This is a genomic window from Salinispora mooreana, from assembly GCF_000379065.1.
In the GTDB taxonomy this organism is placed as follows: Bacteria; Actinomycetota; Actinomycetes; order Mycobacteriales; family Micromonosporaceae; genus Micromonospora; species Micromonospora mooreana.
Genome location: NZ_KB900614.1, coordinates 2,502,715 through 2,526,704, shown reverse-complemented (window position 1 = coordinate 2,526,704; position 23,990 = coordinate 2,502,715). Strand labels below are relative to the sequence as shown.

Sequence of the window (23,990 nt, the reverse complement as noted above, 5' to 3'; positions counted from 1 at the left end):
GGTTGATCAATCGAGAGTCGACGGTGCCGTAAGCATTACAGTGTGAAACAAATAACAACTCAGCTTTTCGTGTACACGTTGTTTCCCGGCGCCTTACGCGGCGCAGGATTTGTCCGAATCCAGCGACATTCCTGCCGGTGGCGCCGGGTTTCGGGGCGGCCCACGCGGGGAGCGGCCGGGTAGGCAATGTGGGGGCATTGTCTACTATGGTGCGATCGCGAGTTCTATTGCTCCACGCCAAATTGCTAAAGCCGGTGGCTTCAGCGGTATCAACGGCGTAAGCCGCATTGCCTTGCGGCGCTACCGCAGGGCCCGGCGTGGTCGGCGCGGCGGCGGCAGCGGCCTGCTTCGTCGAGCCGGGCATCGCACCAGACCCGGGTCCGCAGCAGCTGGCGGTCTTCCTCGCTGAGCGTGGTTTCGCCGAAGTCGAGGACGGTGACGTGCGTGAGGGGGTCGCGGAGCGCCGCGGCGAGGCGTACCGCATCGTCCTGGTTGGTGAGGGTGGTGGGCAGGTGCAGGACCCAGCGCGCGGCCATCGGCGCTACCCGCTGTTGGCCGTGCCGGGGGTGCGGTGCGTGCTGGTGTTGCCCACCCGGCGAGTGCGCGGCGCGTCGGTGTGGTGGCAGCAGTCGGTGTGTCGGGACTGCCACTGGCGCAGGGCCTGCCGGATCCGCTCTGCCTCGGTGTTCGCGGGGACACTCCGGACCTGGTTCGCGCGCAGCCGGCCCTGGCTCAGGTAGATCATCTTCGGGCCGCCTTCGGGTGTGTGGCCGAACCGTCGTCGATGGCGTTCACGGGTGCTCCTTCTGGTTGCTGTCAAGGCCGGGGCGGGCACCTGGATGAGGTGGGGGGAGGGTGCCCGCCCCGGGGCGACCGCTGCCGATATGTGGCCGGTCTCAGACAAGATTTATTGCAACCCTGGATTGATGGCAATGTCTCGCGGGAGGATGCGGACCAAGGGATGAGGTGCCTAACGCGACGACAGTAAAGGAGATGGCGTGGAGGACTCGGGGAGCACCGTTCCGCGTAGGCAACTCGGGAGATATCTGAGAGAGCTTCGAGAAAACGCGTATGTCACGGTGTCGGCCGCCGCGAAGGAACTGGAGTGGTCGGCGCCCCGGATCTGGCGGTACGAGACCGGCCAGGTCCCCATGCACCCCAACGATGTGGAGGCCATGTGCCGGGTCTACGGGGCGGCCCGGGAGACGATCGAGACGATGCGGGCGCTGGCCCGGGAGACCAAGGCCCACGGCTGGTGGCACAGCTACGGTTCGGCGATCAAGGACTGGTTCAAGCTGTACGTCGGCCTGGAAGCCGCCGCGACCCGGATCCGAAAATATGAGGTGAACCTGATTCCTGGTCTGTTGCAGACCGTGGAGTACATGACCGAGGTGATCGCCACCGATCATCCGCAGCTCAGTGCGGCGGAGCGCCAGGCGAAGGTGGAGGTCCGGCTGCACCGGCAGCGACTGCTGGTTCGGGCGATCCCGCGGGCGCCCCAGCTTGAGGTGGTGCTGAACGAGGCGGTGCTGCGGCGGCCGTTGCGCGACCGGTCGGCGATGGTGCGCCAACTCGAGGCGCTACTCGTCAGCGGGGAGCGACACAACGTCGGCCTCCGGGTGCTGCCGCTGAGCGCCGGGGTGTTCCGCTGGGCGCAGGCGGGCACCTTCACCATGCTGGAGTTCCCGACCGACGTGCGGGAGCCGGAGCCGACCACCATCTACACGGACGGGCCGTGCGGGGCGGTCTACCTGGACAAGGCCCACGAGATCCAGACCTACGAGGACACCTGGCGCTCGCTCAGCGAGCGAACGCGGGGTGTTGACGAGTCCCGTGAGTTGATCGCGGCGATTGCGAGGGAGATGACCGATGAGGCATGACGGGGTGTGGCGTAAGTCGTCCCGATCCGGTGGCGAGGGTGACTGCGTCGAGGTGGCGGCGTTCGCTGCCCCGGCCGGCACCGGAGACGGCGTCGTTGGCGCGCGGGATGGCGTCGTCGGGGTACGGGACAGCAAGGATCGGCCGGGGCCGGCGCTGAGCTTCGGCTCGGCGGCCTGGGCCCGGTTCGTCGCCGCCGTCCCGAGTGGGGAGCGGGACCACCAGCTCTGAGCTGCGGTTGGCCGGTGTCGGCGAGGTGCCGGCACCGGCCTTCGGCGCGTCGGCTGAGGCTCCCGGCGAGCGCCGAACCGGCTGGGGAACAATGGCGGGGTGACTTCTCCCCGCGACGTCGTGTTGCTCGGCTCCACCGGTTCGATCGGCACCCAGGCCATCGACATCGTGCGCCGTAACCCGGACCGGTTCCGGGTGGCGGCGCTCGGCGCCGGCGGCGGCAACGTCGGGTTGCTCGCCGCGCAGGCCCTTGAGTTCGGCGTGGAGGCGGTCGGCGTGGCGCGGGCGTCCGCCGCACAGGATCTCCAGCTCGCCTTCTATGCGGAGGCGAGCCGCCGCGGCTGGTCCCGGGGCGAGGTCAAGCTGCCGAAGATCATCGCCGGGCCGGACGCGATGACCGAGTTGGCCCAGTGGCGAAGCGACGTGGTGCTCAACGGCGTGGTCGGCTCGCTCGGGCTCGCGCCGACCCTGGCCGCGCTGCGTGCCGGGCGGACCCTGGCCCTGGCCAACAAGGAGTCGCTGGTCGCCGGCGGCCCCCTGGTGCGGGCCGCGGTGACCCGGCCGGGGCAGATCGTCCCGGTCGACTCCGAGCACACCGCGCTCGCCCAGTGTCTGCGTTCCGGGTCCCGCCCCGAGGTGCGCCGGTTGCTCGTCACCGCCAGCGGCGGCCCGTTCCGGGGGCGGCGGCGCGACGAGTTGACCCAGGTCACACCGGAGCAGGCGCTCGCCCACCCGACCTGGAACATGGGGCCGGTCGTCACGATCAACTCCGCCACGATGGTCAACAAGGCGCTGGAGGTGATCGAGGCGCACGAGCTCTTCGACGTGCCGTACGCCGACATCACCGTGCTGGTCCACCCGACCTCGGTGATCCATTCGATGGTCGAGTTCGTGGACGGCTCCACCATCGCCCAGGCCAGTCCGCCGGACATGCGGTTGCCGATCGCGTTCGGCCTCGGCTGGCCGGACCGGGTCGCCGACGCTGCCCCCGCCGTTGACTGGACGACCAGCCACACCTGGGAGTTCGCGCCGCTGGACGACGTGGCCTTCCCGGCGGTCGCGCTCGCCAAGGCGGCCGGCGAGGCCGGGTGCTGCCGCCCGGCGATCTACAACGCGGCCAACGAGGAGTGCGTCGCGGCGTTCGTCGCCGGACGGCTGCCCTTCCTCGGCATCGTCGACACCTTGGAGCAGGTGCTGGCCGAGGCTCCTGACTTCGGTGAACCAGGTACCGTCGAGGACGTGCTCGCGGCCGAGTCGTGGGCGCGCGGGCACGCGCAGACAATCATCGAGAAGTCAGTGGAAGGAACTTGATGGCCTACCTGCTCGGGGTGACGCTCTTCGCCCTCGCCATCCTGATCTCGGTGAGTCTGCACGAAGCGGGGCACCTGCTGACGGCGAAGGCCTTCGGCATGAAGGTGACCCGCTACTTCGTCGGCTTCGGCCCGACCCTCTGGTCGTTCAGGCGGGGCGAGACGGAGTACGGCCTCAAGGGCATCCCGCTCGGCGGCTTCTGCAAGATCGTCGGGATGACCCCGCAGGACGACGATGTCGACCCGGCCGACCAGCCGCGGGCGATGTGGCGGTTCCCGGTCTGGAAGCGGACGATCGTGATGTCCGCCGGCTCGATCACGCACTTCGCGCTGGCCCTGATCGCGCTCTGGATCATCGCGATCACCGCCGGTCTGCCCAACCCGAACTTCCCGAGCACCCTGGCGCAGGTCCGGCAGGAGCCGGCGGTCATCCAGCTCGCCAGCTGCGTCGTCCCGGAGAACGAGGCCCGCGCCTGCACCGACGCCGACCCGGCCAGCCCGGCCGCGCAGGGCGAGCTGCGCGACGGCGACCAGATCACCGCGGTCAACGGCACCCCCGTCACCAGTTACGGTGACCTGCTCGTCGCCCTGCGCGCCCAGCAGCCGGGGCAGCCGGCGCAGGTCGAGTACCTGCGCGACGACCAGCCGGGCAGCACGACCGTGACGCTCGGGCAGACCCAACGCCCGCCGCTGGACGACCCGGAGGGCACCGTCGGGCCGGTCGCCGCGCTCGGTGTCGGGCTCATCCCCAGCACCCCCAGCCGGATCGAGTACGGCCCGATCGGCGCCATCGGCGGCACCGCCGAGTTCACCGGCACCATGGCGGTGAACACGTACGAGGCGATGAAGCGGATTCCGCAGAAGGTCCCGGCGCTCTGGACGGCGATCACCGGTGGCGAGCGGGAGGTGGACACCCCGATCAGCGTGGTCGGCGCGAGCCGGATCGGCGGCGAGGCGGTGGAGAATGACGCCTGGCTGCTCTTCTTCATGCTCTTCGTCTCGCTGAACTTCTTCATCGGCGTGTTCAACCTGCTGCCGTTGCTGCCGTTGGACGGCGGCCACATCGCCATCGCTTGGTTCGAGCGGGCCCGCTCCTGGGTCTACGCCGGGCTGCGCCGCCCCGACCCGGGCCGGGTCGACTATCTCAAGCTGATGCCCGTGACGTACGCGGTGATCCTGATCGGTGGCGCGTTCACGTTGCTGACCATCACCGCGGACGTCGTCAATCCGATCACGCTCTTCACAAGGTGAGTGCCTGAAGTGACCGCTGTCAGTCTCGGTATCCCCGCCGTACCGCCGCCGCCGCTCGCGCCCCGTCGCGCGAGCCGCAAGATCATGGTCGGTTCGGTGCCGGTCGGTGGGGGCGCACCGGTGTCGGTGCAGTCGATGACCACCACGCTCACCGCCGACGTGAACGCCACGCTCCAGCAGATCGCCGAGCTGACCGCCGCCGGTTGCCAGATCGTCCGGGTCGCCGTACCCAGTCAGGACGACGTCGAGGCGTTGCCGGCGATCGCCCGCAAGTCGCAGCTTCCGGTGATCGCCGACATCCACTTCCAGCCCCGGTACGTCTTCGCCGCGATCGAGGCCGGCTGCGCGGCGGTGCGGGTGAACCCGGGCAACATCCGGCAGTTCGACGACAAGGTCAAGGAGATCGCGAAGGCCGCCGGCGACGCGGGCGTACCGATCCGGATCGGTGTGAACGCCGGCTCGCTGGACAAGCGACTGCTGGCCAAGCACGGCAAGGCGACCGCGGAGGCGCTGGTTGAGTCGGCGCTCTGGGAGTGCTCGCTCTTCGAGGAGCACGGCTTCCGGGACATCAAGATCTCGGTGAAGCACAACGACCCGGTGGTGATGGTCCGGGCCTACCGGCAGCTCGCCGAGGCGTGCGACTACCCGCTGCACCTCGGGGTCACCGAGGCCGGGCCGGCGTTCCAGGGCACCATCAAGTCGGCGGTGGCCTTCGGCGCGCTGCTCGCCGAGGGGATCGGCGACACCATCCGGGTGTCGCTCTCCGCCCCACCGGTGGAGGAGATCAAGGTCGGCGCCGCGATCCTGGAGTCCCTCGGCCTGCGCGAGCGCGGTCTGGAGATCGTCTCCTGCCCGTCCTGCGGCCGGGCCCAGGTCGACGTGTACAAGCTCGCCGAGGAGGTTACGGCCGGTCTGGAGGGCCTGCCGGTGCCGCTGCGGGTCGCCGTGATGGGCTGTGTCGTCAACGGCCCCGGTGAGGCCCGGGAGGCCGACCTGGGGGTGGCCTCCGGCAACGGCAAGGGCCAGATCTTCGTCAAGGGCCAGGTCATCAAGACCGTCCCGGAGGGCCAGATCGTGGAGACCCTCATCGAGGAGGCGCTCCGCCTCGCCGAGGAGATGGGTGCCGAGCTCCCCGAGGAACTGCGGAGCCTGGCCGGCGGCGCCACCGTGACCGTGCACTGACCCCACCGGGATCGGCTGGGAGCGGAGTCCGCATTCCGCTCTCCGGCGTTCGGCAGCAGCCGGGGCGACACGCGGAAGAGAAGCGCAGCCCGTCGGTGGACCGTCGAGTAGGCCGGTCGGCTCACGCCGGCTTCGCTGATCTGGCAGGCTGAAAACCGTGCTGACGACGCCGGTACGGCAACTCGGGGAATCGGAGCGTCGCGCAGTCGAGCAGCTGCTCGACCTCGACCCGTATGCGGGCGCACAGGTCGCCGAGCGGGTCGCCACGCGCGGGCTCGGCTGGTGGCGGTCCGAGGGACGGGTCCTCGGCTACGGTCCCCGTCGAAGCCTGGAATCCGTCTGTTGGCTGGGCGGCAACCTCACCCCGGTGCTCGCGACCGAGCCGGCCATCGCCGCCTACGCCGACCTGCTCGCCGGGCAGGAGCGGCTCTGCTCGTCGATCGTCGGCCGGGCCGACGCGGTGCTCGGCCTCTGGGAGCGGCTCGGCTCGACCTGGGGCCCGGCCCGCGATGTCCGCCCCAACCAGCCGTTGCTCGCCACCGACACCGTGCCCGCCGTGGCCCCGGACCCGCAGGTGCGTCACGTACGCCGCGGCGAGGTGGACCGGCTCTTCCCGGCCGCCGTGGCCATGTACACCGAGGAGGTCGGTGTCTCGCCGCTGGCCGAGGACGCCGGGCGCGGCTACTACCGTCGGGTCCAGGACCTGGTTCGGGCCGGTCGGGCATACGTCCGTTTCATTGACGGCGAGGTCGTCTTCAAGGCCGAGCTGGCGGTGGTGACCCGGCGCACCGCCCAGGTGCAGGGGGTCTGGGTGGCCCCCGAGTGGCGGGGCCGGGGGATCGCGGCGGCGGCGATGGCCGCCGTCGTCCGGGACGCGCTCCACCGCTGCGCGCCCACGGTGAGCCTCTACGTCAACGACTTCAACCGGGCCGCCCGGCGGGTCTACGAGCGCTGCGGCTTCCGCCCGGTGGGCACCCTGGCCACCGTCTTGTTCTGAGCGAGTAACCCGCAGCCAGCCGCTGGATCAGCCCCCGCCGGCAGCTCCGGCTGAATACCGGCACGACCCTGCGCCGCGAAGCGTCAGCGAGGAGGCAGGGCGGATGCGCGCAGTGCCGCGGCTAGCCACTCCCACGGGAACTGCTCCTGCGGCGCGTTGTTCACGGTCGTGACCAACGCCATGTACCGGTCGAACGGTCCCTCCGGCTGGGGCGGTGTGCGGTCCCACTCCGCGCCCGCCAGCATGTGGTCAGCCGCCTGGATCCGGAACTCAGGAGTGTCGGGTGACCCGGGGCTGTCTGACGTTGCGAAGACGCCGGTCAACCACCCGATCCATTGGTCGGCGATCTCCCGCCCCCGTGGCGAGTCCGGTGGCACCTGCTCTCGCGACGCGTCCATCGCGGCCTGGCTGATCGGCGTGGCCGCCTCCAGGCTGTCCAGCATCGGCGACGAGGTCATCAGCGGCCCGGCCCCGGTGGTGCATGCCTCGTACAGCTGACGGCGTACGGCCTGCCGCGCCTCGTTGTCCTGGACCAGCTCGGCCAGCTCGATCCACGCCTCCAACTGGGCTGTGGCGGGATAGTCGGGCAGTTCCGGCCGCGCCGCCCGCCACCACTCAGTCATCCGTTCCGGCGGCTCCCAATCGGTGCAGACCTCGGTCCAGAACTCGTCTATCAACTGGTGGCGCTCCTCGTCCGACAGTCCGACCAGCTTGTGCATCAGCAATACCTGCTCGGCCGTGGAGTCCTGTTTGAGGATCGTCGACAGCACCGCGCGACGCCTGCGCAGCCCCGCCTCCTGTCGCTCCAACAGGGCCAGGTGGGTGGCGGCCAACTCGCGCAACGTCGCCTCACCGGCCAGCACCCGCCGGATTTCGCCCAGGCCGGCACCGAGCTCCCGTAGCGTCCGGACCAGTTCCAGCCGAGCGATGGCCGACACGTCGTACAGGCGGTGGCCGGCCGCGGTACTAGCGGAGGGCGTGACGACACCGACGTCCGCGTAGTACCGGACGGCGCTGATGCTCAGGCCGGTCCGCCGGGCGACATCCCCGATTGGGTACAGCTTGTTCATGTCCATGAGGCTCACCTTGCAACCTCCAGCAGCTTGAGACGCAAGTTTTGGTCCAGTACCCGCCGACGGCCCCCGGTCGACCAGCCCCCCGACGAGGTGCTGATCCAGCCCGCCACCGTCTGTTGACCGAGATCGCCGACGCGTCCGGCGAACCCCGGCAGCGGTGGGCGGGACTGCAGGCTCTCACGACGGGCGCTTCCACGCGGGGTACCAGGATGTGGACGGGGAGAGTGGTGGTTTCCCTGAGCGTTCGTGACCGGCGCCCACGTCCCGAGCTCGAGCTCGGCGAGGACATCAGGCCGGTGATGGTGCACGGCCAACACGGTGAGTTGTGGAAGGATCATCCGCAGAACGGACCCACCTTTGTGACGAGATCTGACACTCCGCCGGCCCACCCGGCAGTGTCAGCCCCTGCTGCTTGGGTGGCGCCATGAATAGCCGGCATGCTGCGGTGTGGACTGTCATTCACCACGAACGCGCGGCTCTCGTGCGCAGCCTCGAGACCCTGGGGCCTGAGCAGTGGGCTGCCCCGACCGCCTGCCCCGGGTGGGACGTCCACGACGTCGTGGCGCACCTGGTCGACACCGCGAAGACGACGCGGCTCCGCTTCGTCCGAGACATGGTCACCGCCCGCTTCGATTTCGACCGCCAGAATGCGGTGGGGCTCGCCCGCGAACGGCGCGAGGACCCGGTGGACACCCTCGCCGCCCTCCGCGCGGTCGTGACCCGCACCAGCACCCCACCGGCCGCGATCGTCACCCGCCTCGTCGAGGCATTCGTGCACGGCGAGGACATCCGACGGGCAGTTGGGCTTCGCGGTGAATACCCGGTCGAGCAGGTGGCGGCGGCGCTGACCTTCCAACTACGCACGACGGTGCAGCTGGGCGGCGGCAAGGAGCGTGCGAGTGGGCTGCGACTGGTCAGCTCCGATGCTGCCGTGGACAGTGGAGTCGGGCCCGAGGTGCGGGGTGCGGCTCTCTCCCTCCTGCTGGCGGTCTCCGGTCGGCCGGTTGCACCCGACGAGCTCACCGGGCCCGGGGCCGCGACCCTCATCGAGCGCGTCACCTCCGGACGGTGACCCAGATGGCGCCCGCGATCACGCCGGGCCGAAGGCGAGCGCTCGGCACTCCAGGGCTGGCCATCCCCGGCGAGCCCTGTGGGCGCTGTTGCCTGGCCCCGGCCCAGTCGAGCAGACTTCATTCGTGAGTGATCAATGGGAGGGCAAGGGCTTCGGCTGGCAGAACATGTTCGTCTCGCCCGCACAGGACCCGCGGGACCAGGGCACCGTCCACGGCGAGCGAGACGTGCTCCTCCGCTATCTGAACTTTCAGCGGCAGACGCTGCGGCTCAAGTGCGCGGGGCTGACACCGGAGCAGCTTGCGAACCCCGTGGTGCCTCCGTCGGAGCTGACGCTGCTGGGGCTCGTCCGGCACCTGGCCGCGGTCGAGCACGGGTGGTTCCAGCGGGTGATGCAGGGCGACAGCGGTCCGCGCCCCTTCCGCCCCAACGGGGTGCACAGCGAAGAGTTCACCTTTCCGGTGCCCACGGACTCCGACGTCGAGGCGGCATTCCAGGAGTGGCAGCGGCAGTGCGATGCCGCTGACGAGTTCGTCGCGCGAACGGAGCTGGACGCCCGGGGAGCAGACGATGTGGAGCTACGGGAAGTCCTGGTCCACCTGATCGAGGAGTACGCCCGCCACCTGGGCCACGCCGACCTGCTTCGCGAGCGCATCGATGGGCGCAGAGGGCAGTAGTTAGGTGTCCAGGCCAGCCGGAGACGGCTGTTGGCCGGCACCCGGTTTCGGGTGCCGGCCAACAGCTTCTTTCCCCCTTGTGTGGGTTAGGTCTTATCTGCGGTGGGTCAGCTGGTCCAGTGCTCGGCGACGAGGTCGGCGGCCTGGGTCTCCCACTGGGCGTAGTGGAACGGGTACGCCGACACCTGCACCGTCTGCGCGGCCTCGGTCAACGGCATGTCCTGCCAGCCCTCAACCTGCTTCAAACCGTCCAGGAACGCGGTGGTGGAGTATTCGGGGTCGGTGATCTGCTCCACCGTGCCCCAACCAGACGACGGGCGCTGCTGGAACAGGCCCTGCGAGTCGTGGTCATTGCGGTCACCCAGGTGACCCAGGTTCTCCAACTTCGACTCCTGCAAACTGGTAGCGATCGCCACCACAGCGGCCCGCTCGTCCATGTCGGCGTTCTTCGTCGCCTCGATGATGGCCTTCACGTTGCCGGTCTGCTCCTCGCCCAGCTCGATGCGCGACTGCTCACCCTGAGTGCCGTGCGGGATCAGCGTGCCACTGTCCGGCTTCTCCGCCACCACAGCAGCAGCCGCGGGGGTGGGGACGCTGTCGGCGAGGGTGGCCAGCGGGCCGGCGACGACACCGGTGGACAGGGCCAGACCAGCAACACCAAGCACACTACGACGCAGAATCATGTTAATCATGGGGGGATGCTCCATTCGGGGGTCGACACCCCACACACACGCCCCCAGGGGGGTCAGGCGGCAAAAGGGGTGCAAGCACCGTCCGGCGCTCAAAAGATCACAAGAAAAAGAGGGCGGCGACCGCGGGGCCTCACCAGGGGCACACGCACAACGCCGGGTCCAGATGTAACGACCGACCGGCCACCACCATTCCCGGCGACCCGCACCCGGCGTCACCCGCTCACGCGGGGGCACCTCCACGGCCGTACGCAGGGTGTAACGCCCCCACGCCCGCCGGGATTCCACCACCACGATGCCTGCGGTCACACCGCAAGCGGGCATCAATCGGACACCAGTGAACTGTGCGCTGAAGAGCCCCAGACAACGCGCAGCGCGGTCTGCTGCCAATCCGGTACTCGCAGTCAGCTTGGCTGGCGTCCCGACGGGGTGCGCCCGGTCGGCAGGGCCAAAATGCGTTGAGCGACGGGTCCCCGCCGGGCGAGGCTGGGCGTTCCAACGCCGCTCGTCGTAAGGGTTTCCCGTGCGCCTGCTCCGTGACCTGTGGGCCACCGCGCCCCGCCGCATGACGATCGTGGGCATCCTGGTTCTGCTCGGCGCCAGCGGTCAGGCCGCTGCCGCCGCGTTGGCCGGGCCGGTTCTGGTGCACCGCTCAGTGGGTGCCTTCGCCCTGCTCGCGGTGGCGCTGATCGCCGCCGTGATCAGTGCTCTCGTGGTCGATCTGGTGCTGGCCGGGGTGTCCGCCGACTGGTCCGCCGCCGTCCGGCGCCGGCTCTGCCGGGTCGCCTTCGGGCAGGACCTGCCCACCTTGGAGGCGACACCGGTTGGCGAGCTGCTTGACCGGATCGACGGCGACGTCTATGACGTAGCCGCCGGGGTCCGATCGCAGGGTATCCGCATCGCCCAGATGCTGACCGCGGGCCTGTTCTCCGCGGTCGTCGCACTAGGTGTCTGGTGGCCGGCCGGGCTGACCATGCTGCTGCTCGTCGGTGTCCTCGCCGTCGGCCTGCGCCGGACCACCGCCCGCATTGTTCCGGCCCGGATGGCCGAGGAAGCGGCCTGGTCCGACCTGGCTGCGGTGATGGAGGAGGCCGTCCACGGCCAGGATGACGTGCGGACCAGCCTCGCCCAGCCGTACGTGTTGCGGCTCTGGGCCACCCGGGCGGCGGCCGTGCTCGCCCGGGCGATGCCGGTGTGGCGGATGTCGACCCGGGTCGCCACCACCGCGGTCGGCGTCACCAGCGTCGGGATCGCCGCGGTGGTGCTCGCGGGAGCCTGGGCGCTGGCCAACGGGTGGGTGGACAGCGCCCGGCTGACCGCCGTGTGGCTGCTCGCCGTCGCTTTCGGCGTGACCGTCGAGCACGTCAGCCGGCTGGTGCCGGAGATCCAGTACATGCTCGGTGCCTGGGGTCGCGTAGGGCTGCTGGCGGGTTCTCCGCAGGAGCCGGTGGGCGGGCTGACGCCGGTCGACGGCGAGCTGGCGGTGCGGGGTCTGACCTTCCAGTACCCGGTGGCCGAGGGCAGCGGTGGGCCGGCCCTGCGCGACATCCACCTCACCTTCACCCGTGGCCGTTCGTACGCCCTGGTCGGCCGGACCGGTTCGGGTAAGTCCACGCTGGCGAAGGTGCTCACCCGGGCGGTCGATGTGCCGGCCGGGACGGTCCTGCTCGGCGGCCGCGATCTGCGCGACATCGATGTCGAGAAGCTGCGCCAATGGGTGGCGGTGGTGCCACAGCGTACCGAGATCCTGGCCGGCACCCTCGCCGAGAACATCGCCCTCTTCGACCCGGACCTGCTCGACGCCGCCGCCGACGCCCTGCGCGAACTGGGCCTCGACGGCTGGGCCACCGAACTCCCCGACGGGCTGCGGACCCGGCTCGGTGAGGGCGGGCACGTCCTCTCGGCCGGACAGGAGCAACTGGTCGCGTTCGCCCGGATTCTGGTGCGGGACCCGCACGTGGTGATCCTGGACGAGGCGACCGCCCGGCTCGACCCGGTCACCGAGGCGCGGGTGCAGGCGGCCACCGAACGGCTGCTGCGCGACCGGATCGGCATCGTCATCGCGCACCGGCTCTCCTCGGTCCGGCACTGCGACGAGGTGGTGGTGCTGGCCGACGGCGCGGTACTGGAGGCCGGGCCGCTGCGGGAGTCGGGTCGTTTCGCTGAACTGCTGGCCATCAGCGACGGCGTGATCAGCGACGCTGTCACCCCGGCCGGCACCCCCGTCAGCACCGGCGTCCACGCGCCCGTTCAGGTCGGCATCGGCGGTGGTGGTCCCGGCCCCACCAGCGGTAGCGGCGTCGGCGTCGGCGTCGGCGTTGGGCTGCTGGACGGGCCGGAGCCGGACGCCGGGCCCGAACCCGCCCCGGCGACGTCCACGGCGCCGGTCCCCGTGGACGTCTCGCCGTCGGCCGAGGAACGCCGGCCGGCGGCTGGGGATACCTCGCCCCCACCAGTGGCGTCCCTTGGTCGAACGCTGCGGGAGGTCTTCCGGCTGCTCGGCAACGACCCACGGTACGGGCTGGCGGCCATGGCACCCTTCGTGGTGCTGGTGTTGGTCGGCCTGGACGGCCCGGTGCTGCCGTGGCTCTGGGCGGATGTGGTCGACGGCGTCGGTGAGCCGTTGCTGCCGGCGCTCGGCATCGCGGCCGGGCTGCTGGTCACGCTGCCCATCCACTGGTATTCGGCGCTGTGGTTCCAGAACTGGTGGGTGCGACAGATGCTGCGGATCAACCTTCGGCTGGTGCATGGGCAGACCGGGCACCGGCGGGTCAGCGGCTACACCCCCGCCGAGGTGGTCGCCCAGGGCGGTGACACCGAACGGGTCGTGGAGCTCGCCGACAACATGGTGGACCAGTTCTTCGGCCTGGTCCTGCTGGTGGCGATGACCGTGATCTCCGGCAGCGTCGTACCCGGACTCTTCTTCCTCGGGACGATGGTGGTGTCCGCGCTGGTGGCCGCCTTGTTCGGCCCGGCCCTGGAGCGCAGCGCACGGGGGACGGTGACGGCGCGGGCCGCGTACGCGACCGCGTTGGTCTCCGGGCTCTCCGCCGCGCGGACGGTGAAGCTGGCCGGCGCGACCGGGCCGGTGCTCGACCATCTCGCCGACCTGGATGCCATCCGGAGCGAGCGCCAGCGTCGGGAGATCACCACCCAGGTGTGGTCCCGCTCCACGCCGTCGTTGGTCAGCGGGCTGCTACCGATCGGTGCGTGGGCGCTGTTCCTGGCCGGTGTTCTGTCGGCCGGCGCGACCCTGGTCGCCGTCTCCACGCTCGTCGCGGCGCGCTGGATCGCCTGGACCGCGGCGTCGCTGCTCTCCCAGGTGCCGTCGGCTCGGGTATGGACCCAGCGGACGGTGGCGATGACCGGGGCGCCGGCGTACTCGGCGGCGCTGCCGGGGGTCGACCCGGCGGCCGGTACCGCTCCGGTGCCGCCGGCGCCGGCGCGGCACCCGCTGCGTCGGCTCGAGTTGGCCGGGTTCGGGGTCCGGCACGCGGACGGGGTGGCGGCGGTCCGCGATGTCGACCTGACGATCGAACGCGGCCAGCTCGTCCTGGTGGTCGGTCCGGTCGGTTCGGGCAAGTCGTCGCTGCTGCGGGCCCTCGCCGGGATCGTGCCGCACACCGGCCGGCTGATGTGGAACGGCGTGCCGGTGACCGAGCCGGAGCTGTTTCTCCGCCCGCACCAGGTCGGCTACGTCGGTCAGCAGCCCCGGGTGCTCTCCGGGACGGTCGCCGACAACATCACCCTCGGCTATCCGGCCGACGCCGCCGCGGCGGCGTCCACCGCCCAGCTCGAGCCGGACCTGGCGGCCTCCGGAGCCGGTCTCGGGCTGGTCATCGGGCACAAGGGCACCCGGCTCTCGGGCGGGCAGCTGCAGCGGCTCGCGCTGGCCCGTGCGCTCGCCCCGCGGACCGAGCTGCTGGTCGCCGACGACGTCTCCTCCGCGTTGGATGTCACCACGGAGCTGGCGCTCTGGGCGGCGCTGCGACGGCACGGGGTCACGGTGCTGGGGTCGACCTCGAAACGGGCGGCGCTGCTCCGCGCCGACCACGTCCTGGTGCTGGACGACGGCCGGGTGGCCGCCCAGGGCCGCTGGTGTGAGCTGGCGGCCCAGTGGTCGCACCTGGCCGGCTGACGGGAAGCCCCGGTGCTGGGGCGCGGGGTGCCGGTCGGGTCGGTCGGGACCGACGTCGGCCCCCGCCCCAGCACCGACGCCGGCCCCGCCCCCAGTACCGGGGCGGGGCCGGGCGGGGGATCCGCTCAGGCGGGAGCCAGGGCCGGCTCTTCGCGCTGGCCGGGCCAGGAATCGCGCTCCACCGGGTCCTCGTCAACCAGGCTCCGCCGGCCGGCCGAGTCGTACGCGGTCCGGTCGAGGGTGCCCTCCCGGGCCGCCACGATCGTCGGCACGAGGGCCTGCCCGGCGACGTTGGTCGCGGTGCGGACCATGTCCAGGATGGGGTCGATGGCCAGCAGCAGGCCCGCGCCGGCCAGCGGCAGGCCGAGCGTGCTCAGCGTCAGCGTCAGCATGACGATCGCGCCGGTGAGCCCGGCGGTCGCCGCCGAGCCGACCACGGAGACGAAGGCGATCAGCAGGTAGTCGGTGACGCCCAGCTCCACCCCGAAGACCTGCGCCACGAAGATGGCGGCCAGGGCCGGGTAGATCGCCGCGCAGCCGTCCATCTTCGTGGTGGCGCCGAACGGGACCGCGAACGAGGCGTACTCGCGGGGGACCCCCAGCCGCTCGACCGCGCGCTGGGTCACCGGCATGGTGCCGACCGAGGAGCGGGAGACGAAGGCCAGCTGGATCGCCGGTCCGGCACCGGCGAAGAAGCGCAGCGGGTTGAGTCGGCCGGCGCCGAGCAGCAACAGCGGGTAGACCACGAACAGCACGATCGCGCAGCCGACGTAGACGGCGGTGGTGAAGCGGGCCAGCGGGGCCAGCAGGTCCCAGCCGTAGGTGGCGACGGCTTTGCCGATCAGGCCCAGGGTCCCGATCGGGGCGAGCCGGATCACCCACCACAACGCCTTCTGGACGATCTCCAGTAGGGCTCGGTTGAGCTCGACGAACGGCTCGGCGGGCGGGCCGACCAGCAGGGCCGCCGCGCCGATGACGAGGGCGAGGAAGACGATCTGGAGGACGTTGCCCTCGACGAACGCGCCGACCGGGTTGGTCGGGACGATGCCGGTGAGGAAGTCGGTCCAGGAGCCGGTCCTGGTCGGGGCGGTGGCGTCGGCCAGGTCCAGGGTGACCCCCTGGCCGGGGTTGGTGAGGAGACCGAGGCCGATGCCGATGCTGACCGCGATGAGCGCGGTGGCACCAAACCAGAGCAGTGTGCGTAGCGCCAGCCGGGCGGCGTTGGCCACGCCCCGCAGACTGACCACGCTGATCACGATGGCGGTGAAGACCAGGGGTGGCACGGCGAGCTTGAGTAGCTGGACGAAGAGGCCACCGACGATGTCGAGGCCGCTGGCCAGCCAGGTCAGCTCACCGGCCCGGGCGAGGTAGCCGAGGGCCACACCGAGGGCGAGGCCGAGCAGAATCTGCACGGAAAAAGGGATCTTGCGCATGAAAGGTCCAAGTCTGGAAAACGAAAAAGTACGGGCGGCGTCAGCGGAGCGGCCGCGCCGGACAGATACCGCTGGCCTGCCGTCGAAGGTCGACGTACAAGCGCACGGTGAGATTCCAGACGTTGGTCATTGCCGGATGACGTTACAGGGCTCTCCGCTGTCTGGGGAGCAGCGGGCTGGTGACGCTCCCCACTAAGGTGGCTCGGGCGCCTGCACCGTCAACCCCGCCGGTCCGGGCGTCGATATCCTGACGCCGGAGCGTCGCCCGGATCCGGGTCCGTTCCACCCCCCGACCTTCCCACCCCCGAAGGACTCGCGATGACGGTGGCATATCTGGTGGCTGGTGTCCGTACCCCGATCGGGAGGTATGCCGGGGCGCTCGCCGGCGTCCGCCCCGACGACCTGGCCGCGCACGTGATCCGGGAGCTGGTCGCCCGGTATCCGACGGTGGACTGGGCCCGGACCGACGACGTGCTCCTCGGCTGCGCGAACCAGGCCGGTGAGGACAACCGCAACGTGGCCCGGATGGCGGCGCTGCTCGGCGGGCTGCCCGAGCAGGTGCCCGGCAGCACGGTCAACCGGCTCTGCGGCTCCGGCCTGGACGCCCTCGCCCTCGCCGCCCGCTCCATCGTCGCCGGCGAGGCCGATCTGGTGCTGGCCGGCGGGGTCGAGAGCATGAGCCGGGCACCGTTCGTACTGCCCAAGGCCGAGACCGCGTTCTCCCGTAACGCGGAGGTCTACGACACCACCATCGGTTGGCGGCTGGTCAACCCGTTGCTGGAGCAGGGGTGGGGCATCGACTCGATGCCGGAGACCGCGGAGAACGTGGCCGCCGAGTACGGCGTCGCGCGCGCTGCCCAGGACGAGTTCGCGTACCGCTCCCAGCAGCGCGCGGCCAGGGCCCAGGCCGACGGTCGGCTCGCTGAGGAGATCGTGCCGGTGTCGGCTCCGGCCGGCCGGCGGGGGACCACGCTGGTCGAGGTTGACGAACATCCGCGGGAGACGTCGCTGGCGAAGCTGGCCGCGTTGCCCACCCCGTTCCGGGCGGGGGGCACGATTACCGCCGGTAACTCCTCCGGCGTCAACGACGGCGCGGTGGCGCTGCTGGTGGCCTCCGAGGCAGCACTGACGCGGTACGACCTGACCCCGTTGGCCCGGGTCGTCGGCTCCGCTGCGGCCGGTGTGCCGCCGCGGGTGATGGGCGTCGGTCCGGTGCCCGCCACCCGCCGGCTCCTCGACCGGCTCGGCCTGGGGGTGGGCGACCTGGACGTGGTCGAGCTGAACGAGGCGTTCGCCGCGCAGGCGGTGGCGGTCCTGCGGGAACTGGGTCTGCCGGCGGACGCCGAGCATGTCAACCCCAACGGGGGCGCGATCGCGTTGGGGCATCCGCTCGGCGCGAGTGGGGCCCGGCTGGCGTTGACCGCGGCGCTGGAACTGCGTCGCCGGGGCGGCCGGCGGGCGCTGGCCACCATGTGTGTCGGGGTGGGCCAGGGCATCTCGCTGCTGTTGGAGTCCGTGGGGTGATCAGTGGCCCCCTCCTGCGCCCTCCCGCCCAGGCTGACGCACGCCTACAGTTGTCTGCATCTAAACGATCCGCGGGTCGGCCGGTGGCCTCCGCGTGTCCGCATGCGTCGCGACACCGGTCCCTCCCGCACCGTGGCGAGGACTTGGGGTATAGCACTGTGCAGAAGCAGGACGGACTTCCCGCCGAGATCGACCTTTCTCGCCCGAGCGCGGCGCGGGTGTATGACTACTTTCTCGGCGGAGCCCACAATTTCGAGATCGATCGGCAGCTCGCCGAGCAGATCGCCAGCATGACGCCGAACCTCGCCGGCACCATGCGCGCCGGCCGCGAGTTTCTCCGCCGCGCGGTCCGGGTGCTGCTGCACGACGGCATCGACCAGTTCCTCGACATCGGCTCCGGCATCCCGACCGTCGGGAACGTGCACGAGGTGGCCCAGTCGGTCAACCCCAACGCCCGGATCGTCTACGTCGACATCGACCCGGTCGCGGTGGCGCACAGCCGGGACCTGCTGGTGGGTAACGACCAGACCGGGGTGATCCACGCCGACCTGCGCGATCCCGAGCACATCCTGGCGCGGGCACGGGCGCTGAACCTACTGGACTTCGACCGGCCGCTGGGCATCCTGCTCGCCGGGGTGGTGCACTTCATCGGCGACGTCGATCGCCCGGGCGATCTCCTCGCCACGCTCCGGGCCGCCGCCGCGCCCGGAAGCTGCCTGGTGATCTCACACTCCACATTCGAGGACCAGCCGCGGGAGATGCTCGATGCCCAGCGGTTGTCGGCGCGTACCGACACCGAGATCACCCTGCGCTCCCGTGCCGAGATCACCGGCTTCTTCGGGGACTGGACCCTCCTGGAGCCGGGGGTGGTCCACATGCCGTTGTGGCGGCCGGACTCTGCCTCCGATGTGGACGACAATCCGGCGCAGTTCGGCGCCTTCGGCGGGGTTGCCCGGCACGACCAATCGGTCGGCTGATCGCGGTGGCCGTCGTCCTGGAGTCCGGAGGGCGCGACCGCAGCCAGGCCGGCGCCCAGGGGTACGCGGCCGAGTGGGCCCGCGCCGTACGCCGGCTCGGCTTCGTCCCGTTCAGCGCCGAGGAGACCCAGCGGCTGTTGCACCTGCACACCGTCCGGCTGGCCCAGGCGCTGCGCGCCGAGCCCTTCTCGTCCCAGCCCGCGGCCCAGGTCGGCCAGGCGCTGGCCGAGGCGCACCTGACCGAGCCGGCGGTGCTCGACTGGTCGGTCCGGGCGCTCGGTGACCGGTTCCTCGCCCGGGTGCTGCCCGACCTGGTCGGTACGGAGGAGGTGGTGACCCGGGTCGCGGCGTTGCAGGGCGCGCTGGCAGCCGGATTCGCCGGCGCGCTGCGGGACCGTACCTTCGCCCAACAGGAGCGGATCGCCCGCTCGGCCTGGCAGGCGCGGGACGAGGTGGAGCAGGCGTTGCGGGACAGCGAGGCCCGGTTCCGCGCGGTCTTCTCCGGTGCCGCCATCGGTATCGGCATTGGCCTGGTCGATGGCCAGATCGTCGACGTCAATCAGGTCTTCGCCGACATGCTCGGCTACACGATCGAGGAACTGCGGCGGCGCAACGTGTCGTCGCTGTACCACCCCGACGACGCGGCCGGGATCTGGGAGATGTACCAGGAGATCGTCGAGGGCAGGCGGGACTCCGTCCGGCTCGAGAAGCGGTACTACCGCAAGGACGGCACGGCCGTCTGGACCGACCTGGCGGTGTCGTTGGTCCGGTATGACGACGGCCGTCCCCGGTTCACCGTCGCGGTGGTCGAGGACATCACCGAGCGTTACGAGCTCCAGCAGCGGCTTCGGTTTCAGGCACTGCACGACCCGCTCACCGGACTGCCCAACCGGACCCTCTTCTTCGAGACCCTCGGGGTGGTCTTCGACAACGCCGATGCCGGCCGCCCGGTCGGGGTCTGCTTCCTGGATCTGGACGGGTTCAAGGCGGTCAACGACAGCCTCGGTCACGATCTGGGCGACCAACTGCTCGTGGTGATCGCCGACCGGCTGTCGGACTGCGTCGCCGGATGCGGGCACCTGGTGGCCCGGATGGGGGGCGACGAGTTCGTCATCCTGGTTGACGACGGGGAGTCCCTCGATGACGTGGTGCGGGTCGCGGAGGCCGCACTCGCGGCCGTTGCCGCACCGATTCGGATCGGTGACCACCAGCTCATGGTCTCGGCGAGCGTCGGCATCGTCGAGTGCCCGGTGCACACGACCGACCCGTCGGAGCTGATGAAGGCGGCCGACACCACGCTGTACTGGGCCAAGGCCGAGGGGCGTGGTCGGTGGGCGATCTGGGACCGGGAGCGAAGCGCGCGCGAGATCGCCCGATCCACGTTGGCGGCCGGGCTGCCGGCTGCCTTGGAGCGGGGTGAGTTCGTGCTGGACTACCAGCCGATCGTCTCCCTGCGGGACGGCTCGATGCTGGCCGTGGAGGCGCTCGTCCGCTGGCAGCACCCCAAGCTGGGCCGGCTCGGCCCGGCCCGGTTCATCGGGCTGGCCGAGGAGACCGGGTTGATCGTCCAACTCGGGGAGTGGGTGCTGCGCCAGGCGTGCCGGGATGCCGACGCCTGGCGACGCGAGGTTCCGGAGGCTCGACTGGTCGTCAGCGTCAACCTCGCCGCGCGTCAGGTGGAACAGCCCGGCATCGTGGACACGGTGGCGGAGGCGTTGACCGACAGTGGTCTCCCCGCCGAGCTCCTGCAGCTGGAGCTGACCGAGAGCGCCGTGATGGGTACCGCGGGGGAGCCGCTGCGGGCGTTGCACCGGATCGCCGGGCTGGGGGTGGGGCTGGCAATCGATGACTTCGGCACCGGCTACTCGAATCTGGCGTATCTGCGCCGGTTGCCGATCCGGTCGCTGAAGTTGGCGGGTCCGTTCGTGGAAGGGCTGCGCGAGGGCGGAACAGAGCGGGCTGCCGGCCATCGGGACGAGCAGATCGTGGACGCCCTGGTGCGGCTGGCGCGGGCGCTCGGGTTGTCGATCACCGCGGAGGCGGTGGAGACCGGGGTGCAGGCCGAGCGGCTGCGGGCACTGCGGTGCGACACCGGGCAGGGCTACTGGTTCGGCGCGCCGGGGCCGGCGGGTGAGATCACGGCCCGGCTCCGGGGGCAGGGCACCTGAGGGCACTTCCCGCCAACCGAGTGTTCGCCGCCGTGGGCCGGCGGTGCGGCGTGGGCGGGGAGGCGGCGGCGCGGGGCGGGGGAGCGGCGGCGCGGAACCCGTCGGGTACGGCGGATCACCGTACGTGAGAGAGAGGTCGGATTCCGCGCCACCGCTCCGCCGGGCGTTGCCGAGTCGCCCGGCGCTGACCCGTCCGGATCGGGCCTGGTCACCGCAGTCAGGATGCGGCCGGGTCGGGCGGTGCGGCAACTCATTTCGGGCGGCGCGTGCTCGTCCGCGGCGGCCCGGGGCGCGATGGGCGCGAAGCGATGTCGCGGCGCTAGGCTTGCGCCATGACCGTCCGTGCGCCATTGACCCCCGGCACGCTCACTCCCTGGCGGCAGGTGCCTGCTCACATTCCCCGACCCGAGTACGTGGGCAAGAAGGAGCCCACACAATGGCGTGGGTCACATGTGCAGACTCCGGAGACCATCGAGCGGATGCGGGCCGCCGGGCGGTTGGCGGCGCAGGCCATTGCGCTCGCGGGCGAGCACTGCAAGCCGGGCGTCTCCACCGACGAGATCGACAAGGTGGTGCACGAGTTCCTCTGTGACCACGGCGCCTACCCGTCGACGCTGGGCTACCGGGGGTTCCCCAAGTCCTGCTGCACCAGCCTGAACGAGGTGATCTGCCACGGCATCCCCGACTCGACGGTCCTTCAGGACGGTGACATCATCAACGTCGATGTCACCGCCTTCCTCGACGGGGTGCACGGCGACACCGATGCCACCTTCTGCGTGGGTGAGGTGAGCGAGGAGGTCCGGTTGCTGGTCGAGCGGACCCACAAGGCGACGATGCGAGGCATTCGGGCGGTCGCGCCCGGTCGGCAGATCAACGTGATCGGTCGGGTGATCGAGTCGTACGCGAAGCGTTTCGGCTACGGCGTGGTGCGTGACTTCACCGGGCACGGCATCGGCGAGGCGTTTCACAGCGGGCTCTATGTGCCGCACTACGACAGCCCTCGGCCCACCGATGTGATGGAGCCCGGCATGACCTTCACCATCGAGCCGATGATCACCCTCGGTACCTACCAGTACGACATGTGGGATGACGGCTGGACTGTGGTGACCAAGGACCGGAAGTGGACCGCCCAGTTCGAGCACACGATCCTCGTGACCGACGACGGCTACGAGATTCTCACCCTGCCGTGACCGAGACCCCGGCGGCGCTGCGGGAGGCACACCACCCGGACCTCTCCGGCGGCTGGCTGCGCCCCGCGGTGTTCGGGGCGATGGACGGACTGGTCACCAACATCGCCCTGATCGCGGGGGTGGGCGGTGGCGGGGTGTCGGCGCGGGCCGTGCTCCTCACCGGCACCGCCGGCCTGGTTGCCGGCGCCATCTCCATGGGGCTGGGGGAATACACCAGCGTTCGGTCGGCCAACGAACAGGTCGCCGCGGAGGTGGCCAAGGAGCGGCGGGAGCTGGAACGGCATCCCGAGGCGGAGGCGCGCGAACTGGCGGACACCTGGGTGGCCCGCGGCCTGCCCCGGGAGCTCGCGACACAGGTCGCGGAGGTGGTGCGGCGCGATCCCGAGGAGGCCCTGCGGGTGCACGTCCGGGAGGAGCTGGGCGTCAACCCGGACGACCAGCCGAGCCCCTGGGTGGCGGCGATCTCGTCGGTTGTCTGCTTCTCCGTCGGCGCCCTGGTGCCCCTGCTGCCCTACCTGGTCGGCAGCACCAGTCTCTGGCTGGCGCTCGGCGTCGGCGGCCTCGGCCTCTTCCTGGCCGGCGCGATCGTCGCCCGGTTCACCAGCCGGCGCTGGTGGGCGGCGGGCCTGCGTCAGCTGCTGCTCGGTGGCCTCGCCGCCGCCGCGACCTACGGCATCGGCGCCCTGATCGGTATCCAGGGTGGGTTGTAGGAAGAGTTCCGGTTACCCAGCGACGGGCACCAGCCGGAAGATGTGGATTTTGCGGTCGCCGGCCCGCTGCACGTAGGTCTGGTAGGCCGGCCACTCGGTCACCAGCAACTGCCAGAGTCGGTCTCGCTCGGCGCCCTCGGGCGTGTCGGCGCGTACCGAAAACCGGTGCCCCTTGATGTCCACCTCGGCATGGGGGGTGGCGAGCAGGTTCAACGCCCACGCGGGCTGGTGGGTCTGTCCCCAGTTCGACCCGACCACCACGTAGCCGTCCCCGTCCGGCACGTACAGCAGGGGGTTGCTGCGGGGCTTGCCGGAGCGACGGCCGGTCGTGGTGATGACCAGCGACGGGAGGAGCCCGAGGGCGATTATTCGCCCGCGGCTGAGTCGCCCGACCGCGCGGTCAACTGGGACGAGGAGCCGGGCGGCGGTGCCGAACCAGCGGTGGTGGCCGACCCGGCGGGTGAGGGAACCCAGAATGGACATGGGGAATATTCTGCCGACCTGCGGCCCGGTTTGATGCTCCGGCCCCATGGTCGGCGACCCGTCGACGAACGGGTCAGGCAGTCCTTCCGGGGAAGGGCGTGGTCAGGGGGGTGATCCCCGCGGTTGCCCGCCAGCGGGTTGCCCGCACCGCGCAGTCAACCAGCGCCGCGAGCGCACGTTCGCGTTCGGCACCGCTGGTGGCGGCCACCGCCGCCTGCCAGAACCCCGCCGTACGTTCCTCGACCTCAACGGCGAGCCGGAGGGCGCTCGGCTCGTCGGTGACGGGGAACGGCAGGGCGTAGCCGGCCTGGTCGGCCGGGAGGCTGTCGCCAGCGTCGGTGAGGCGCAGCACCAGCGTGTCTCGGCGGCGCCGGTGTGTCGCCTCGGCGTCGCGGGCCGCCTCCTGGGCGGGACCGGTCAGGCGTACCCCGATCGGGCCGTAGGCCCAGATGGCGGCGTATTCGGCGGTCAGGGCCGCGGCGTGGGCGGAGCGTGCGCCCGGGGTGCGGGTGTTCACTGCAGCGCCTCCAGGTGGCTGGCGCGGGCGGCGGCGATGCTGGCGAGCAGCGCGGCCCGCTCGGCCGGTGCGGCCAGGCAGGCCTGGGTGGCCGACTCGCCGGCCGCCCGCTCGAGTTCGCGGAGCCCGGTGAGTGTCGCGTCGGAGTCGGCGGGGGTGCTGGCGGTCGGGGTGGCCGACGGTAGGGCTACCTTGGTGATCCGGGCCAGCTCCGCCGCGTGCGCAGCGTGTGCTTCGGTGATCGGCGTCAGTCGGCTGGCCAGCGTGGGGTGCGTCGTGGCGGCGTCCCGGTAGGCCGCGGCGAGCGCGAGCGCCTCGTCCACCATGGGGGCGAGTGGGTCGGGTGGGGGCGGTTCCCGGTTGAACGGCTCACAGCCGGTGAGTGAGGGAACGGTGCCGCCGAGGGCCAGGAGGGCACCTACTCGTAGCACTCTTCGTCGGGAATGTCTCATTGTTCCGTCCGGAAGCGGGTCCCGCTGCGTCATTTT

The 23,990-nt window shown here is 71.1% G+C and carries 22 protein-coding genes; 14 read left to right on the top strand and 8 right to left on the bottom strand.

Annotation, left to right across the window (positions count from 1 at the left end; all coding sequences use genetic code 11):
• Positions 1 to 269 precede the first annotated feature (269 nt).
• Both SALPAC6_RS0111945 and SALPAC6_RS30130 read right to left on the bottom strand, forming a co-directional pair.
• Complete coding sequence (locus SALPAC6_RS0111945; RefSeq protein ID WP_018253652.1) at positions 270 to 536, bottom strand: hypothetical protein; 267 nt, start codon at positions 534 to 536, stop codon at positions 270 to 272.
• A 5-nt stretch (positions 537 to 541) separates the two neighbouring features.
• Positions 542 to 745: a hypothetical protein gene (locus tag SALPAC6_RS30130; protein WP_018253651.1), complete on the bottom strand. Its 204-nt coding sequence runs from the start codon at positions 743 to 745 to the stop codon at positions 542 to 544.
• A gap of 253 nt (positions 746 to 998) precedes the next feature.
• On the opposite strand from SALPAC6_RS30130, the gene SALPAC6_RS0111935 reads away from it, so the two are divergent.
• The 6 genes from SALPAC6_RS0111935 (at position 999) to SALPAC6_RS0111910 (ending at position 6,849) form a co-directional block, all read left to right on the top strand.
• The gene (locus tag SALPAC6_RS0111935; RefSeq protein WP_026189589.1) at positions 999 to 1,880 is read left to right on the top strand and encodes a helix-turn-helix domain-containing protein; all 882 of its coding nucleotides are present in this window, start codon (positions 999 to 1,001) and stop codon (positions 1,878 to 1,880) included.
• Between the two features lie 4 nt (positions 1,881 to 1,884).
• Positions 1,885 to 2,109, top strand: coding sequence for a DUF397 domain-containing protein (locus SALPAC6_RS0111930; RefSeq protein ID WP_018253649.1), 225 nt, complete (start codon positions 1,885 to 1,887; stop codon positions 2,107 to 2,109).
• Between the two features lie 99 nt (positions 2,110 to 2,208).
• Complete coding sequence (dxr, locus tag SALPAC6_RS0111925; RefSeq protein ID WP_026189588.1) at positions 2,209 to 3,420, top strand: 1-deoxy-D-xylulose-5-phosphate reductoisomerase; 1,212 nt, start codon at positions 2,209 to 2,211, stop codon at positions 3,418 to 3,420.
• A complete protein-coding gene (locus tag SALPAC6_RS0111920; protein ID WP_018253647.1) occupies positions 3,420 to 4,670 on the top strand; it encodes a M50 family metallopeptidase in 1,251 nt (416 codons plus the stop codon). Before dxr ends, SALPAC6_RS0111920 begins: the two co-directional genes overlap by 1 nt.
• A 9-nt stretch (positions 4,671 to 4,679) precedes the next feature.
• Positions 4,680 to 5,852 carry a flavodoxin-dependent (E)-4-hydroxy-3-methylbut-2-enyl-diphosphate synthase gene (ispG, locus tag SALPAC6_RS0111915; RefSeq protein ID WP_018253646.1) on the top strand — a complete coding sequence of 391 codons (1,173 nt, stop codon included), beginning with the start codon at positions 4,680 to 4,682 and terminating at the stop codon, positions 5,850 to 5,852.
• A gap of 157 nt (positions 5,853 to 6,009) precedes the next feature.
• The gene (locus SALPAC6_RS0111910) at positions 6,010 to 6,849 is read left to right on the top strand and encodes a GNAT family N-acetyltransferase (RefSeq protein WP_018253645.1); all 840 of its coding nucleotides are present in this window, start codon (positions 6,010 to 6,012) and stop codon (positions 6,847 to 6,849) included.
• Positions 6,850 to 6,932: 83 nt separating this feature from the next.
• On the opposite strand, the gene SALPAC6_RS0111905 is transcribed toward SALPAC6_RS0111910, so the two are convergent.
• On the bottom strand, positions 6,933 to 7,925 hold the full coding sequence (locus SALPAC6_RS0111905) for a MerR family transcriptional regulator (protein WP_018253644.1): 993 nt from the start codon (positions 7,923 to 7,925) through the stop codon (positions 6,933 to 6,935).
• 424 nt (positions 7,926 to 8,349) lie between these two features.
• On the opposite strand from SALPAC6_RS0111905, the gene SALPAC6_RS0111900 reads away from it, so the two are divergent.
• Both SALPAC6_RS0111900 and SALPAC6_RS0111895 read left to right on the top strand, forming a co-directional pair.
• Complete coding sequence (locus SALPAC6_RS0111900; RefSeq protein WP_025620241.1) at positions 8,350 to 8,997, top strand: maleylpyruvate isomerase family mycothiol-dependent enzyme; 648 nt, start codon at positions 8,350 to 8,352, stop codon at positions 8,995 to 8,997.
• Between the two features lie 166 nt (positions 8,998 to 9,163).
• Positions 9,164 to 9,673, top strand: coding sequence for a DinB family protein (locus tag SALPAC6_RS0111895; protein WP_223874223.1), 510 nt, complete (start codon positions 9,164 to 9,166; stop codon positions 9,671 to 9,673).
• A 107-nt stretch (positions 9,674 to 9,780) separates the two neighbouring features.
• Here the strand turns inward: SALPAC6_RS0111895 and SALPAC6_RS0111890 are convergent, their stop codons facing one another.
• A complete protein-coding gene (locus SALPAC6_RS0111890) occupies positions 9,781 to 10,362 on the bottom strand; it encodes a hypothetical protein (protein WP_026189586.1) in 582 nt (193 codons plus the stop codon).
• Between the two features lie 523 nt (positions 10,363 to 10,885).
• Between SALPAC6_RS0111890 and SALPAC6_RS0111885 the strand changes: the two genes are divergently transcribed.
• Entirely contained in the window at positions 10,886 to 14,500 is a 3,615-nt protein-coding gene (locus SALPAC6_RS0111885) for an ATP-binding cassette domain-containing protein (RefSeq protein WP_018253639.1), read from the top strand.
• A gap of 125 nt (positions 14,501 to 14,625) precedes the next feature.
• Here the strand turns inward: SALPAC6_RS0111885 and SALPAC6_RS0111880 are convergent, their stop codons facing one another.
• On the bottom strand, positions 14,626 to 15,933 hold the full coding sequence (locus tag SALPAC6_RS0111880; RefSeq protein WP_018253638.1) for a dicarboxylate/amino acid:cation symporter: 1,308 nt from the start codon (positions 15,931 to 15,933) through the stop codon (positions 14,626 to 14,628).
• Positions 15,934 to 16,251: 318 nt separating this feature from the next.
• On the opposite strand from SALPAC6_RS0111880, the gene pcaF reads away from it, so the two are divergent.
• The 5 genes from pcaF to SALPAC6_RS0111850 all read left to right on the top strand — a co-directional run bounded on the left by pcaF (position 16,252) and on the right by SALPAC6_RS0111850 (position 22,502).
• Complete coding sequence (gene pcaF, locus SALPAC6_RS0111870) at positions 16,252 to 17,457, top strand: 3-oxoadipyl-CoA thiolase (RefSeq protein ID WP_018253636.1); 1,206 nt, start codon at positions 16,252 to 16,254, stop codon at positions 17,455 to 17,457.
• Between the two features lie 158 nt (positions 17,458 to 17,615).
• Entirely contained in the window at positions 17,616 to 18,434 is an 819-nt protein-coding gene (locus SALPAC6_RS0111865; protein ID WP_018253635.1) for an SAM-dependent methyltransferase, read from the top strand.
• 5 nt (positions 18,435 to 18,439) lie between these two features.
• The gene (locus SALPAC6_RS0111860) at positions 18,440 to 20,602 is read left to right on the top strand and encodes a putative bifunctional diguanylate cyclase/phosphodiesterase (RefSeq protein WP_018253634.1); all 2,163 of its coding nucleotides are present in this window, start codon (positions 18,440 to 18,442) and stop codon (positions 20,600 to 20,602) included.
• 332 nt (positions 20,603 to 20,934) lie between these two features.
• Positions 20,935 to 21,792 (top strand): type I methionyl aminopeptidase, encoded by an 858-nt coding sequence (gene map, locus SALPAC6_RS0111855; RefSeq protein WP_026189585.1) that lies wholly within the window; start codon positions 20,935 to 20,937, stop codon positions 21,790 to 21,792.
• Entirely contained in the window at positions 21,789 to 22,502 is a 714-nt protein-coding gene (locus tag SALPAC6_RS0111850; RefSeq protein ID WP_018253633.1) for a VIT1/CCC1 transporter family protein, read from the top strand. Before map ends, SALPAC6_RS0111850 begins: the two co-directional genes overlap by 4 nt.
• Positions 22,503 to 22,514: 12 nt before the next feature.
• Here SALPAC6_RS0111850 and SALPAC6_RS0111845 read toward each other — a convergent pair whose 3' ends face one another.
• The 3 genes from SALPAC6_RS0111845 to SALPAC6_RS0111835 form a co-directional block, all read right to left on the bottom strand.
• Entirely contained in the window at positions 22,515 to 22,985 is a 471-nt protein-coding gene (locus SALPAC6_RS0111845) for a nitroreductase family deazaflavin-dependent oxidoreductase (RefSeq protein ID WP_018253632.1), read from the bottom strand.
• A 73-nt stretch (positions 22,986 to 23,058) separates the two neighbouring features.
• Positions 23,059 to 23,502 carry a ferritin-like domain-containing protein gene (locus SALPAC6_RS0111840; protein ID WP_018253631.1) on the bottom strand — a complete coding sequence of 148 codons (444 nt, stop codon included), beginning with the start codon at positions 23,500 to 23,502 and terminating at the stop codon, positions 23,059 to 23,061.
• Positions 23,499 to 23,933: a hypothetical protein gene (locus SALPAC6_RS0111835; RefSeq protein WP_018253630.1), complete on the bottom strand. Its 435-nt coding sequence runs from the start codon at positions 23,931 to 23,933 to the stop codon at positions 23,499 to 23,501. Before SALPAC6_RS0111835 ends, SALPAC6_RS0111840 begins: the two co-directional genes overlap by 4 nt.
• Positions 23,934 to 23,990: the final 57 nt, after the last annotated feature.